At 70.9% G+C, this 14,184-nt stretch carries 12 protein-coding genes; 8 read left to right on the top strand and 4 right to left on the bottom strand.

The annotated features are described in order from the left end of the window. Positions 1 to 3 precede the first annotated feature (3 nt). The 5 genes from CcI49_RS05525 (at position 4) to CcI49_RS05505 (ending at position 7,182) form a co-directional block, all read left to right on the top strand. Entirely contained in the window at positions 4 to 1,230 is a 1,227-nt protein-coding gene (locus CcI49_RS05525) for an amidohydrolase family protein (protein WP_076824747.1), read from the top strand. Positions 1,231 to 1,381: 151 nt separating this feature from the next. Further along, the gene (locus CcI49_RS05520; RefSeq protein WP_076824744.1) at positions 1,382 to 1,813 is read left to right on the top strand and encodes a GNAT family N-acetyltransferase; all 432 of its coding nucleotides are present in this window, start codon (positions 1,382 to 1,384) and stop codon (positions 1,811 to 1,813) included. 368 nt (positions 1,814 to 2,181) lie between these two features. Then, complete coding sequence (locus CcI49_RS05515) at positions 2,182 to 3,489, top strand: ABC transporter substrate-binding protein (RefSeq protein WP_054567654.1); 1,308 nt, start codon at positions 2,182 to 2,184, stop codon at positions 3,487 to 3,489. A 37-nt stretch (positions 3,490 to 3,526) separates the two neighbouring features. Next, positions 3,527 to 6,463: a branched-chain amino acid ABC transporter permease/ATP-binding protein gene (locus tag CcI49_RS05510; RefSeq protein WP_076824742.1), complete on the top strand. Its 2,937-nt coding sequence runs from the start codon at positions 3,527 to 3,529 to the stop codon at positions 6,461 to 6,463. 5 nt (positions 6,464 to 6,468) lie between these two features. Then, positions 6,469 to 7,182 carry an ATP-binding cassette domain-containing protein gene (locus tag CcI49_RS05505; RefSeq protein WP_054567923.1) on the top strand — a complete coding sequence of 238 codons (714 nt, stop codon included), beginning with the start codon at positions 6,469 to 6,471 and terminating at the stop codon, positions 7,180 to 7,182. An 88-nt stretch (positions 7,183 to 7,270) separates the two neighbouring features. Here the strand turns inward: CcI49_RS05505 and CcI49_RS05500 are convergent, their stop codons facing one another. Both CcI49_RS05500 and CcI49_RS05495 read right to left on the bottom strand, forming a co-directional pair. Then, positions 7,271 to 7,759, bottom strand: a complete 489-nt coding sequence (locus tag CcI49_RS05500; protein WP_054567652.1) for an SRPBCC family protein — start codon at positions 7,757 to 7,759, stop codon at positions 7,271 to 7,273. 156 nt (positions 7,760 to 7,915) lie between these two features. After that, the gene (locus tag CcI49_RS05495) at positions 7,916 to 8,515 is read right to left on the bottom strand and encodes a TetR family transcriptional regulator (protein ID WP_076824740.1); all 600 of its coding nucleotides are present in this window, start codon (positions 8,513 to 8,515) and stop codon (positions 7,916 to 7,918) included. A 240-nt stretch (positions 8,516 to 8,755) separates the two neighbouring features. Here CcI49_RS05495 and CcI49_RS05490 point away from each other — a divergent pair, with 240 nt between their 5' ends. Next, positions 8,756 to 9,580 (top strand): hotdog domain-containing protein, encoded by an 825-nt coding sequence (locus CcI49_RS05490; RefSeq protein ID WP_054567650.1) that lies wholly within the window; start codon positions 8,756 to 8,758, stop codon positions 9,578 to 9,580. A 71-nt stretch (positions 9,581 to 9,651) separates the two neighbouring features. On the opposite strand, the gene CcI49_RS05485 is transcribed toward CcI49_RS05490, so the two are convergent. Continuing rightward, complete coding sequence (locus CcI49_RS05485) at positions 9,652 to 10,800, bottom strand: CapA family protein (RefSeq protein ID WP_241839909.1); 1,149 nt, start codon at positions 10,798 to 10,800, stop codon at positions 9,652 to 9,654. A gap of 572 nt (positions 10,801 to 11,372) precedes the next feature. Here CcI49_RS05485 and CcI49_RS05480 point away from each other — a divergent pair. Both CcI49_RS05480 and CcI49_RS05475 read left to right on the top strand, forming a co-directional pair. Then, entirely contained in the window at positions 11,373 to 12,128 is a 756-nt protein-coding gene (locus CcI49_RS05480; RefSeq protein WP_076824738.1) for an NPP1 family protein, read from the top strand. A 34-nt stretch (positions 12,129 to 12,162) separates the two neighbouring features. Continuing rightward, positions 12,163 to 12,828, top strand: coding sequence for a Maf family protein (locus CcI49_RS05475; protein WP_076824736.1), 666 nt, complete (start codon positions 12,163 to 12,165; stop codon positions 12,826 to 12,828). Between the two features lie 77 nt (positions 12,829 to 12,905). Here the strand turns inward: CcI49_RS05475 and CcI49_RS05470 are convergent, their stop codons facing one another. After that, positions 12,906 to 14,177 carry a patatin-like phospholipase family protein gene (locus CcI49_RS05470; RefSeq protein WP_076824734.1) on the bottom strand — a complete coding sequence of 424 codons (1,272 nt, stop codon included), beginning with the start codon at positions 14,175 to 14,177 and terminating at the stop codon, positions 12,906 to 12,908. Positions 14,178 to 14,184 lie beyond the last annotated feature (7 nt).

The raw sequence follows: 14,184 nt of genomic DNA, 5'->3' as shown, positions 1-14,184 counted from the left end.
GTCATGTCAGCTGGCACCGGCTCATCGGGTATCGACACGGTTTTCGACGCCGACAACCACTACTGGGAGTCGAGCGACGCCTTCACCCGCCACCGCGACCCGCGGTTCGCCGACCGTGGYCTACGTGTGGTCGAGATCGACGGCATCCCACGCTATTTTCTCGGTGATCGCGCGCACCCCATCCTGCCCGGCCCGGGAGACGCGCATCCTCGGCCGCGCCCGGGCGCGTTGTTCGACTACTTCAGCGGGCGTTCGGACAAGGGCTCGATCGGCCACGAGCTTTCCTGCGAGGTGCCGGCCGAGCATCCGGAGTGGTTCGACCGTGACGCCAGGCTGGCCTGCATGGACGCCCAGGGCGTCGAGGCGGTCTGGATGTTCCCGTCGCACGCCGTGTGCATCGAGGGGCCGATGCAGCCGGACATCGAGGGTGCGCTGGAGGTGCTGCGCGCCTTCAACCGCTGGGTTGACGACGACTGGGGCTTCGCATACACGAACCGGATCTTCGGCGCGCCCTTCCTGTCGCTGTCCGATCCGGATGGCGCCGTCGCCGAGCTGGAATGGGCGCTGGAACGCGGCGCGCGGGTGGTCAGCATTCGCAACGGCCCGGCCTTCACCCCGGACGGCACGATCTCGCCGGCGGATCCCGTCTTCGACCCGTTCTGGGCCCGGGTGCAGGAGGCGGGCATCGTCGTAGCGCCGCACCTCGGCTATGACGAGGGCTATCGCGAGGTGGAGATGGCCGTCGCGCGGGCCTGGGGCTACCGGGCCGCCGAGCGAACCGGGGACACCAACGCGCTCACCGTGAGCGAGCCGTTCGTGCAGATGCTGATGAAGCACCGTCTCGTGCACGACTTCGCCGCGGCACTGGTCACCCATGGGCTTTTCGAGCGCCATCCCGGGCTTCGTTTCGCCTTCATCGAAAGCGGCGGAACCTGGGTGGGCCCGCTGCTGCACGGGCTGGAACTGCTCGCCGCGCAGCACCCCGGTACGTTCCGCACCTCGCCGGTCGACCAGTTCATCGAGCACTGCTGGGTCGCTCCGTTCGTGGAGGACCGGGTCGAGGATCTGGCCGCCCACCTTCCGGTCGAGCGGATCCTGTTCGGCTCGGACTGGCCGCATGCCGAGGGCCTGCGCGAGCCCAGGGACTTCCTCGCCGGACTGGCCGGGTTCTCTCCGCAGGCGCAGCGGCGAATCATGGTGGACAACGCCCGCGAGCTGACCTTGCCCTGAGCCTGCGTGAACGTCACCGGACGGTCGTCGCGTCGCGCCCGCAGGCGCGCCCGGGCCGGTGTTCCCCGGATGCGCGGCGGCCGGCCGCCGCGCATCCGCGCGACCTACGCTGCTGGATGGGACCGAATCGCGTTCAGGACGGGTGGGATCGGTGAGGATAGAACCGGCGGACGATGCCATGTTCCGTGAACGCGATGCCTGGAGTTATGACCCGCCCTACGACTTCTATGACAGCGACGGACTGCCGGTGAAGAATCCGGAGCTGTTCTTCGCCGTGCGCGAGGAGCGGGGAGGCCTCGCCGGCTTCTACTTCTTCGAGCCGTGCGGCGACGCGTTGTTCTATGGGCTCGGCCTGCGGCCGGACCTCACCGGTCGCGGGCTTGGTGAGCGGTTCGTCCGTGCTGGGCTGGCGTTCGCCCAGCCCATCCACGGCCGGCGCCGCGTCGTGCTCCACGTCGCGGCCTTCAACGAACGCGCCGTCCGCGTGTACCGGCGCGTCGGTTTCGCCGAGACGGGTCGGCATACCGAGGCCTTCGACGGTTACGGGTCCGTCGAGTTCGTCGACATGGAGAAGCCTGGCTGATCACCCGCCGGGCTCGGGGCTGCGCCGGGCAGGGCTGTCGCCGGGCGGGGGTGACCCGCCCGGCGTGAACGGCCTGGGGTGAACGACCGGGGTCCGTCGCATCCCTGGATTGCTCATGGGCAAAAAGTCAATATCGAACTCGATATTGACTTTGATGAAACCCGCTGTCACGATCGGTCTCCCAGGCGGCGGGGACGACGTTCGATGTCGCTGACCTGGGTCTTCTGGAGATCCGAGGCCGGCCACGCGGCTGTGTCGACGCCGGTGTCGATGCGTGGGCCGAGTGCATCCCGACGTCCCGACGTCCCGACCGACCCTGCGCATCTCGACCGACTGCGCGCAATTCGACCGACAGTGGAGTGGCGACCATGCAGCGAACCCAGCACCCGTCCGAACCGAGCCCGCGTCGGCGGCGCCGAAGCCGTGGGGTCCACGCACGGGGGGCCGTCGCGGCCCTGTCGGCCCTGACGCTGCTGCTGGTCGCCGGCTGCGGCGGCGGCGACAGCGACAAGCCCGCCGCTGCCGACACCGCCGGCAGCAGCACCGCCGCCGGGTTACTCGGGCCGGTGGATCCGGCCTCCGGCGCACCGGTGCGCATCGGGCTCATCTCCGACGGCAAGGGCCCCGTCTCCGACCTGTCCATCGAAGGCGCCGTCGCCAACGCGACCGTGAAGTACCTCAACGAGCACCGAGGCGGGCTCGCCGGCCGGCCGATCGAGCTCGTCGAGTGCGACGCGCTGGCCGACCCGGCCAAGGGCACCGACTGCGCGAACCGGATGGTCGAGGAGGACGTCGCCGCCGTGCTGGTCGGCTCCTCGTCCGTCGCCGAGGCCATCTGGGAGCCCCTGCACGAGGCCCGCATGCCGGTGATGCTCGCCTACGCGGCCGGAGCACCGCTCAAGGACACCGAGTCGACGTTCGCGCTGACCGACACGTCCTACACGATCAACGCGCTCGTCCAGCTGGCGAAGAGCCAGGGCGTGAAGAAGGTGACGATCGTCGCCATCGACGTGCCGTCCACGATGGTCGTCCTGCGCGCGTCCGAGCCGAAGTTCAATGCCGTGGGCATCGAGTTGGAGTCCGTCCCGGTCCCGCCGGGAACCGCCGACATGACACCCCAGATGCAGGGCGTCGCCGACGGCAAGCCCGGGCTCGTGCAGATCGTCGGGAACGACGCGTTCTGCATCGCGGCGCTGAACGGCCTGCGTGCGGTCGCCTACGACGGAGCCATCACCCCGATCTCCAACTGCATGTCCGACAAGACCCGTAAGGCCGTGCCGGGCGACTTCCTCGAGGGCGCGGTCGTCCCGGCGATGGCGCCGATCGGAGCCGACAACCCGTCCACCCAGCTGTACAACACGGTCGCGACGACCTACGGCAAGGGCATCGACACCGGACGCATCGCCGGGATGAACATGTTCATGGAGGTCGCCGCGTTCGAGGCCGCGGCCGACGGCGTCACCGGCGACATCACCGGCGAGTCGATCATCAAGGCCATCCGGGCGATGCCGGAGACGGAGCTGCCCGCCGGCGGCGGCCTGAAGTTCCGGTGCAACAGCAAGGCCTTCCCCTCGCTGCCCGCGGTGTGCGTGCGCGGCTGGTTGACCACGACGCTGGACGGCTCGGGCAACGCCACCGAGTACAGGTCCGTCAACGCCACGCCGATCGAGAGCTGAGCCGACCCGCGCCCAGGACGCCGATCAGGAGATCGCCATGGATCATCTCGGTTCACTGCTGCTCGGGCTCGGTAACGGAGGGGTGTACGCGGCGCTCGCCCTGGCGCTGGTCCTCACCTACCGCAGCTCCGGGGTCATCAACTTCGCGACCGGGGCGGTGGCCTCCTACGTCGCCTACTCGTACGCGGCCCTGCGGGACGGGCAGCTGCTGGTGCTGCTGCCCGGCCTGCCGACGTACGCCGAACTGGGCGGGCCGCTGGGGCTGGCCCCGGCGCTGGTGATCGCGCTGCTCATCGGCGGGCTGCTGGGCGCGGTGCTCTACGTGCTGGTGTTCCGGCCGCTGCGGGAGGCGCCGCCGCTGGCCCGGGCGGTGGCCTCGCTCGGCGTCCTGGTGGTCCTCCAGTCGCTGCTGGCGATCCGGGTCGGCACCGCGCCGGTGTCGGTGGGCAACATCTTCCCGTCCGAGCGGTGGGAGATCGGGTCGCTGCTGATCCTGTCCGACCGGCTGTACCTCGCGGTGACGGTGGTGGCGCTCGCCGTCGTCCTGTGGGCTGCCTTTCGCTTCACCCGGTTCGGCCTGCTGACCAGGGCCGCCGCTGAGTCGCAGACCGGTGCGTTCGTCAGCGGGGTGAAGCCGGACCAGCTGGCACTGTACAACTGGATGATCAGCGGTGTGGTCGCCGGAGCCGCCGGGATCCTGATCGCCCCGCTGAGCCCGCTGGCACCGAGCACGTACACCCTGTTCGTCGTGCCGGCACTGGCGGCGGCCGTGGTCGGCGGCTTCCAGAACCTGCTGCCCACGGTGGCCGCCGGGCTGGCGGTGGGGATGCTGCAGTCCGAGGCGACCAGTCTGGCCGGCGACCACTCCTGGCTGCCGAGGACCGGCTCCTCGGAGCTGGTGCCGCTGATCGTGATCATGGTGGCGTTGCTGGCCACCGGCCGGGCGATGCCGATCCGCGGCGGGCTCGTCCGCCAGTCGCTCGGCCGGGCACCACGGCCACGCTCGCTGACCATGCCCACCGTGGTCGGCACCGCGATCGCGGTGGTCGCGCTGCTGGCGACCGACGGCACCTGGCGGGCCGCGGTGATCGGCACCTTCATCGCCGCGATCATCGGCCTGTCACTGGTCGTGGTGACCGGCTACGCCGGGCAGGTCTCCCTCGCCCAGCTGGCGCTCGCCGGCGCCGCCGCGTTCACGCTGTCCGGGCTGACCCAGAGCTGGCATGTGCCGTTCCCGTTCGCGCCGCTGCTCGCGGCCCTGTTCGCGGCGGGGCTCGGCGTCGTCATCGGGCTGCCGGCGCTGCGGCTGCGCGGGCTGACCCTGGGCATCGTCACGCTCGCACTGGCCTACGCGATGGAGGCCGTCTGGTTCCGCAACACCGACATCGTCGACGCCGAGGGCGCCCGGGTCACCCAGCCGTCGCTGTTCGGCCTCGACCTCGGGATCGGCAGTGGGAAGGCCTTCCCACGGATCGAGTTCGGCCTGCTGTGCCTGGCCGTGCTGGTGGCGGTCTGCTGGGGCGTGGCCAGGCTGCGGATGAGCGCGCTCGGCTCGGCCATGCTCGCCGTGCGTGCCAACGAGCGCTCCGCGGCGGGAATCGGCGTGAACGTGGTGCGGATCAAGGTGATCAGCTTCGCGCTGGCCTCCTTCATCGCCGGTCTCGGCGGTGCGCTGCTGGCCTACCGCCGCGGCGTCGTCACCTACGACTCGTTCACCGCGATCGGCGGCCTGACCCTGCTGGCCACCGCCTACCTGGCCGGTGTCACGTCGGTCTACGGCGGGATCACCGCGGGCATCACCGCCGGGACGGGCATCGTCTTCATCGCGTTCGACCGGTGGGTGCACGTCGGGGACTGGTTCTCCGTGCTGTCCGGGCTGGCCGTGATCGCCGTCCTCATCGGTCACCCCGAAGGCGTCGCCAGCGGCGGCCACGACCTCGCCGACCGTCTCGCCGAACGCCGCGCCCGGCGCCGGCCGGACGGCAGCCCGCCGACGGCGCAGACGGCTGTGACGCCGGGGACGCCGGCTGCGTCCGTGACATCTCCGGCGTCCGAGGAGACCACTTCGACGACAACTGCGGAGCCGGAGACAACCGCGGAGCCGGAGACAGCGGTCCGCCGGGACACACGGCCGCTGCTCGTCGACGGCCTGACCGTCCGCTACGGCGGGATGACGGCGGTGTCGGACGTCTCGATGCGCGTCGAACCGGGGAAGATCGTCGGACTGATCGGCCCCAACGGCGCGGGCAAGACCAGCGTCATCGACGCCATCACCGGCTTCACCCGGGCCACCGGAACCGTCCGACTGGGTGAGGCGCGCCTCGATACCGAGCCGACCCATCGCAGGATCCATCAGGGCCTCGGACGCACCTTCCAGTCCCTGGAGCTCCACGACGACCTGACCGTCGCCGAGAACGTCAGCGCCGCCCTGTACGGCGTCCGCGGTGATCGGCGCCATCGCGCCCTGGCGGACGCGCTCGCCCTGGTCGGCCTCACGGACCGGGCGCAGCGCCCGGCCGGCGAGCTCAGCCACGGTGAACGACAGCTCGTGTCGATCGCCCGGGCCTGCGCGGCGCAGCCCGAGGTCCTGCTGCTCGACGAGCCGGCCGCCGGCCTCGACACGACCGAGTCGGCCTGGCTCGGCGCGAAGGTCCGCTCCATCGCCCGGACCGGTGTCGGCGTGCTCCTCGTCGACCACGACGTGGCCCTGGTGCTCGGCGTCTGCGACCACATCTACGTGCTCGACTTCGGGAAGGTCATCGCCGAGGGCGACCCGGCGGCGATCCGCGCCGACCGGGCCGTCGCCGACGCCTACCTCGGCACCGTCCACGACTCGGACGCACCGGACGCGCCGGACGCACGGGACGCGTCCGTCGCGTCGACCACAGCCGGGCCGGCCGCGGCAGACGGCGCGGACGGATCGGGCGGGCCTGCCGGGCCGGCGGAGGCCGAGGCCGCGGCGGTGGGGCGGTGACCACGATGCTCAGCTGTTCCGGGCTTGCCGGTGGCCGCGGCGCGACCACCGTGTTCCGCGACATCGACCTCACCGTGGACGCGGGCTCCGTGCTCGCCCTGCTCGGGCCGAACGGTGCCGGCAAGACGACGCTGCTGCTGACCCTGGCCGGCCTGCTGCCGGTCAAGGGCGGCACGGTCAGCCTCGACGGCAGGCCGCTGCGCGGTGGGCGGCCGAACGTCGCCAACGCGGCCGGTGTCGTGCTCGTCCCGGACAACCGATGCCTGTTCAACACGCTGACCGTCGAGGAGAACCTCCGCGTCGCGGCACGCCGCGGCGGGCCCGAACCGAGGGCGATGCTGGAGATCTTCCCGGACCTCGAGAAACGCTGGAGCATCCCGGCGGGGGCGCTTTCCGGCGGCGAGCAGCAGATGCTGGCACTGGCGCGGGCGTTGATCCAGCAGCCGAAGGTCCTGCTCGTGGACGAGCTCAGCATGGGTCTGGCGCCGCTGGTCGTCGCGGCCCTGTTCCGGACCGTCCAGCGGATCGCCGACGAGCACGGCTGCGCGGTGCTGCTCGTCGAGCAGCATGTCGACCTCGCGCTCGGCGTCGCGACCCAGGCGGCCGTCCTGCGCCGGGGCGAGGTCGTGCTCAGCGGCCCGGCGGCGGAGCTGGCCGGGGACTCGGGGCGCCTCGAACAGGCCTACTTCGGGGCCCCCGAGCCGGAGCCCAGCCGGTGAGCGGGCCGGGCTGCCGGGGCGTTGTCAGGCTGAGCTGGCGATGAGGGTGCTGCGCTGACGACGAAGTGGAGAGCCGTCCGGGTGCGGGTCAGCCCGCCGACTGCGGACGGCTCTCCACCGTGCGCGCCAGAATGCCCAGGGTCGCGCGCAGCGCCGCCTCCGGGATGACCGGAAAGATGCCGGCTCCCCGGTAGGCGTCGTCGATCTGGCTCCAGTCGTAGTAGGAGGTCACCGCCGTCCCGATTTCGCTGGGAGCCAGCCGGTAGCCGTAGAGGTGGCGAATCGGCGGGTCGATCAGCCCGCTGATCGTCCATTCGATCAGGGCGTCCCGCTCGAACCGGGTGATCGTCACCGTGACGTCGTACTTTCCGAGCGGATAGTCGTTGAGGGATTCCCGGTCCATGTGGACGACGAAGTGGTCGCCGACCCCCGCCACCGGGTCGCCGTCCGCCGACTGCAGCATGCCCGAGCTGTCGATCGCGACATGCCCCCGCGGATCGCACAGCACGGAGAAGACCTGCGCGGGTGATGCGGCGATCTGGCGCGTCACCTCGAAACGTTCGGTTTCCTCGCTCATTTTCTCCTCGTCACTCCTGGTCGATGCACAGCGGCCGGGCGCGGTCCGCTACCACGGATATACCGGGAATCCCGGCCACGCGCCGAACCGGTGTCTGGTTACCTGTCACCTGCCGCATGATCAGGCGGTGAGCCGGCGTCGAGCGGTGGGCCGGCGTCAGGCGGTGAGCTGGCGGAGCGTGGTGAGGATGGCCTCGTAGGCCAGCGCGCTCGCGGTCTGCCAGTCCCGCCGGGCGTCGGTGACGACAGCAGCCGTGAAATGCGAGCTGAGATGGGCGCTGACGGTCGTGACCAGCTTCGCGGGCGGATCCTGGTCGCCGCCGCTCGCCTGCCAGAGCGTCTGGGTGATCTCGCTGATCCGGGAGTGCCACTGGTGGAGCAGGTCGGCCTGCACGGCCGCGAGGTCCGGTGGCAGTTCGGACCGCGACGCCAGCTCCCAGTAGCCGGGGCCGATCGAGTCGTTCATCCGGTGGGCCGCCTCGCAGGTCGCTCGCAGCCAGTGCTCGGTGCCCCCCTCGTATGCGGGCAGCTCCCGCAGGTAGGCGTCCATCGCCGTGCGGAAGCCGCTGGCGATGAGCTTCTCGCGGGTGCCGAAGAGACGGAACAGGGTGCGGCGGCTGACGCCGGAGGCCTCGGCCAGCTGGTCCATCGTCGCGTCGAGACTGTTCTCGATGACGAAGCGCCGGGCAGCCGTGAGCACGTGGTCAAGCGCGGCCTGCCGCTTGGCCTCGGCGAGCGGCCGTTCAGTCACGGTCATTCACCCACGCTAGCCCCCGACACTTATCGGTGCCATTGCTGGCACTGCTGAATGTCAAGATTTGTTGTGCCGTTTGGCCGTGTTGCCGGGCCGCGTGGGCACCTTCTCGCGGTCGGTCCCGCCTGCGGGGCCCGGTCGCCCACCGAAGGGTCGCTTGCGGGTGAGCAGCGGCGGGTGCGACGGTGGGCGGAGCAAGCGGCTGTCGATCGGCCGCCTTTCACGGCCTGCGGGGGAATCGCCATGACATCGACTGCGCCCGCAGGGCCCGCTGACCCGGCGCCCGACGAGGCCGGCACCGGGACGGACGCCGGGCCGCGGCGCCACATCGTCGCAGAGCTCGGCATGCAGACGTCCGGTGAGGGCACGACGCGGCGCGGCCAGGCGGAGGTCAGGCCCGAGGTGTGCCTGCCGGGAACCTCGCTGCTGCGGACGTCCGTGCTCGCGACCTGGGCGGACGTCCTGGCCGGCGCGGTGGCCGCGCAGGCGAGGTACCCACGCATCTCGGTCACGCTGGAGCTGGAGGTGCAGGTCCGTCGCACGCCGCGGGTCGGTGACCGGGTGGAGGCCGTGGCCACCGCGATCAAGATCGGCCAGACCGTGACGGTGTGCGAGACCCGCTTCTTCGACGGTCGCACCGGGGAGCTGGCGGCGCTGTCGTACGCGTCGTTCGTCGTCTCACCGAACCCGGCGCACGTCTTCCCGGCCGGATTCCCGAAACTGAGCCCGGCCAGCACCGTGCTGACCGAGCCGCTCGCCGACCGTGTCGGCCGCACGGTCACCAAGCCCGGCGAGATCGAGATGCCGCGCCGGCTGGACGGACTGAACTCCTCGGGCGCGATCCAGGGCGGCCTGGTGGCCTTCGCCGCCGAGGAGGCGGTGCTGTCGCTGCTCGACGAGCCGGCGGACCTGCTCTCCCTGAACGTCCGCTACCTGCGCCCGATCTCCACCGGGCCGGCGCGCGCCACCGCCCATCTCCACGGCGGTTTCGCCGATGTGGAGATCATCGACGCCGGGACGGGCAAGCTCACCACCCTCGTGACCGCCCGGCTGCCCACCCCGGACTGACCGACCCCGGACCGGCCGACCCGGACCGGCCCGGCACCGCTGTTCGGCTTCCGGGCTCGGGCCCGTCTGGTTCACGGTCGGAGTTCCGGTGGCGATGTCCGCAGCCGCAGTTCGAGCCGGTCGATCAGGGGGTCTCGCGGTGGCCCCGCGAACCGGGTGCCGAAGCCGCCGCTGATCCGCTCGAGGAGCGTACGAAGCCAGACGGTATCCGCGTGCTCCGCGTACTCCAGGCGCATCCGCCGCGCACGCAGGGGAACAATCCGCAGCCCTGCCAGGCCCGCGTCGCCCGCGTCGCCCGCGTCGACGTCGAAGGAGACGAAATAGGCCAGCCGCAGATCGTCCCGGTACTGCTCGTAACCCGTGATGCCCTCGTAGTCGTTGACGAAGTCGCCGCAGCCGTAGAGGACGAGCCTGTCCCGGTACACCTCGACCGGACGCGGATGGTGCGACGAATGCCCGTGCACGATGTCCACACCGCCGTCGATCAGCCGGTGCGCGAAGGCGATCTGCTCGTCACTCACACCGTAGCCCCAGTTGGATCCCCAGTGGATGGACGCGACCACGAGGTCGGTGGGGTGTTTCACCCGCCGGACGCGGGCGGTGACCTCGGCCGCGGCGGCCTCGGAAAAGTCGGGGACGACGTCGACACCGGGCCGGGCCGCTGTCGCGGCCCACGTCGGCGGAACGCCGCTGGAGGGCGTGCCGAAGGAGAAGACCACCACCCGCCGGCCCGCGCCGATCCCCACCGCGGCGGGGCGGTGTGCCTCGTCGAGACGGACTCCGGCTCCCGCCACTGTCAGCCCGGTCGCGGACAGCGCGTCGAGGGTCTCGACGAGTCCCGCCCGGCCGAAGTCGAGCACATGGTTGTTCGCCAGCGCGCACACGTCAGGCCGGGCAGCGGCCAGGCAGGGCAGGTTCGCCGGGTTCATTCGATAGTGGACCAGCTTGCTCGGGTCCGCGTCGTCGCACCGGGTGATGCTCGTTTCGAGGTTCACCACCCGAACGTCGGGCCGGACCTCGTCGAACACGGACAGCGCCTCGCCCCAGGGCCAGGCGAAGCCGACCGGACGGGTGACCGGGCCGTTCGCCGCCTCCGCCATTCCCACATAGGTGCGGGCATCACGGACCAACGGCTCTGAAAGGCGCGGGTCGCCGGGATGCGGCAGGATCTGGTCCACGCCGCGGCCGAGCATCACGTCGCCGCACAGAAACAACGTCACCCGCCGTCGTCGGCGGGTCTGCCGTGGAGACACGGTCAACACCTCACCTGGCCACATCGTCCGTGACCTTCGACCGAACGAATTTCAGTTTTCGGAGCAAGGCGCAAAAATGCGATGCCGGCCTGCCTTCTCCCGCGATTTCCACCCGGTCCGGCTGGGAAGGGAATCGCCCGTTCCCTCACGGTAGCCGCGCCGGGCCACCGGTGCTCGCCCGCGGGCGGCCGGGCGGTCCCATGCGGTGACGGTCACGTGGTGGCCGGCCCGGCGGCTGCCCGGCCGTGGCATCGGCCGCGATGACGCCTCCGCCAGCTCATCGGTAATCTTCCGTACGCGATTCGTTCCCGTGTTCTTCGGCTGGTGTCGGTGGCCTGGCCATGAATTCGATGCCGTGCCGGCCGGGAAAGCGGATCGAGGCTCTCCCACAGTGCTCCGACCTGCGGCCTTCCAATATTCTCCCGCGCTTCATCGTGGCGAAATGTTTTGCGTCTCCGGCGGCTGATGGTTGATCAGAGAATGGGTGCCGCACGCCTACCCGACCGCCTGACCCGTGCCGCGGTCGACCAGGAGGAGAAGTGTCGAGAAAGAGAAGGCGGCTGAGGATCACGTTTGTCCTCGGCTGCGCCGCCGCGCTGGTGGGCTTCCTCGGTGGTGTCGCGCTGGCGGCCCCGCCGGCGGCGCTGCCTGCCAATGCCGATTCCTTCGAGCAGACCTTCCAGCCGGCTTACGACTATGACACCGACGGCTGCTACTCAACCCCCGCGATCGGTCCGACCGGAGTGCTCAACGGCGGGCTCAACCCGTCGGGTGCGCTCAACGGGCAGTGCCACGACACGAGTGACCTCGACAACACCAACGGCTATTCGCGGTACAAGTGCAACAACGGCTGGTGTGCGATCATCTACGGGCTCTACTTCGAGAAGGACCAGGCCACCGTCGGGGGCCACCGGCACGACTGGGAACACGTCGTCGTGTGGGTGCAGAACAACCAGGCGCTGTATGTCTCCACCTCGGCACACGGCAACTTCAACATCTACCCGAGCAGCCAGATCCGCTGGGAGGGTACGCACCCGAAGATCGTCTATCACAAGGACGGTCTGAGCACGCACTGCTTCCGTCCCGCGAACTCGGGCGACGAGCCGCCGGAGAACGCCTATCACACCTGGCAGTATCCCGACCTGGTCGGCTGGAACGGCTACCCGGCCGGCATCCGTGACACCCTGTCCGGGGCCAACTGGGGCAGCGCCGTGTTCGGCCTGAAGGACGGCAACTTCAACAACCACCTCGCGTTGGCGAAGCCGGCAGGAATAGCCTTCGACCCGAACGCCTGACCGTTTCGCGGCCCGAGGCGGGGCGGCCGGTAGCGTGGGCGCCGTGGCTGGCTACCGGATCATCCTTGCCTCGGGATCGCCGCGCCGTCGCGAGATCATGACGAGGATGGGGCTCGCCTTCACCGTCGTCACCAGCGGCGTGGACGAGACGGTCGAGAGCTATGACGATCCGCCGGACTTCGCCCTTCAGCTTGCGCGCCGCAAGGCACTGGCAGTCGCAGCTACCGGGCCAGTCGCAGCTACCGGGGCAGCCGCGGGTACGGAGGCGGGCTTCGCGCGGGACGCGCTGGTCATCGGCTGCGACACGATCGTCGAGCTCGACGGGAACATCCTCGGCAAGCCGACGGACGAGCAGGACGCCACGCGGATGCTACGAGCCCTGCGCGGCCGCATGCACCGGGTCATCACGGCCGTGGTGGTGGTGCACGGTGAGTCCGGCACCGACCTGGGCCGGAGCACGACCACCGCGGTGACCATGCGCGACTTCGGCGACGACGAGCTTGCTGCCTACGTCGCCTCCGGCGAGCCCTTCGACAAGGCGGGCAGCTACGCGATCCAGGGCGCCGGCGGTGCGTTGGTGGCGCACTACGACGGTGCCTACGACAACGTCGTCGGCCTCCCCGCGGATGTCGTCGTCGCACTGCTGCGCGACGCCACTGCCGCCGCCTCGTCACACCGGCGCTCAGCTGGCCGAAGGTAGGCACCGGCGGCACCTTCTGAAGCGGCAGGCCGGGGAACCTTCCGGCCGGCTCTCCACGCCCTCCGGGGAGAGCAGTGCTATTCCGGCGACTTCTTCGTGCCGCTGGTGCTTCTGGTGCTTCGCGTGCCTGTTGTGCCGGGTCCGGCGGAAGCGCGTTTACCGTCTGTGCGGCGGGTCTGGGCGGCGGGTTTGGCACCGGCGGCGGACGTCGTCGGGTGGGCCGACGTCGCGGAGCGTGGAGCCTTCGCGGCGGCGGCGGCTTTCGCGGCTGTGGATTCCTTCGCGGTGAGGGAGGCCGTCGCCGCTGCTGACCTGGCGGCGTCCGCCGCGGCCGCGGCCTCCTGCCCGCGCAGGGCGGGATCCAGGAGGAACGCGGCGGCGGCCGCCTGGCCGCGGTGGAGCAGCATCTGCCGCCCGGCCGCGCTGAGCCCGAAGTCGGTGATGCCGACACCCGAGGTATCGATCTCCATCGTCCGGTAGCGCACCCCGAACCGGTCCATGTGGGTCTGGTCGTGCCCGACGAGGGCGGTGGCGACGACGGCCTTCAGCAGATCCAGGGGCGCCGGGGTCGGGAGAAGGCGCAACAGCGGCGAAAGGTCCCCGAGCCCTCCGGGCAGGTCGGGGAACAGGCTGACACCGATGGTGGGCCAGCGGGCGGGCTGCCCGTCCGTCCGGTCGAAGATGTCGATGGGGAAGTTCGACAGCACGCCGCCGTCCACGATCGTGGACGTGGTGCCCTCCAGCGGATTGTGCAGGGTGCACGGTTCGAAGTAGAACGGGATCGACGCCGACATCCGCACGGCGTCGGCGACGAGCTGGGTGTCCGGGTCGAGCCCGAGGCGGGGGTAGTCCCACGGCAGGCGCAGCAGGCGGCCGTGGGTGACGTCGGTGGCCATCACCACCAGCCGGTAGCGGTGTTCGGCCGGCAGGTTCGGGTCGGCACCGGAATCGCGTCGGCGCAACTGGCCGAACGTGGTCACCCCGAGCCGGTCGAGCTCCTGGTACATCCAGCCGTGCAGGTAGTCGCCCTGGTAGGCCCCGCTGCGAGTGGCGAGGCCCAGGCTCTCGCTGATGCCCGGCAGCCAGGGCGGCATCCGGTCGGGGACCCGGGCGAGGTCCAGCCGGTCGATGGCGGACCGCAGGCCCGCGCTGTCCGCCCCGGCGGCGACGAGTGCGGCCCCCACGGCACCGACGGAGGTACCGGCCGCCCGTTCGAACGTGTAGCCGGCTTCGAGCAGGTGCATCACCGCCCCGGCCGTCGCCAGGCCTTTCACCCCGCCGCCCTCGAGGACGAGATCGGCTCGGAGCGCCGCCTGCGAGGGCGACGACGACCGCGATGCACTGGGCACGTCCGGC

This window comes from Frankia sp. CcI49 (genome assembly GCF_001983215.1).
GTDB classification, from domain to species: domain Bacteria; phylum Actinomycetota; class Actinomycetes; order Frankiales; family Frankiaceae; genus Parafrankia; species Parafrankia irregularis.
Note: the sequence above shows the minus strand (reverse complement) of the source record. Positions and strands in the feature narration are given on the sequence as shown.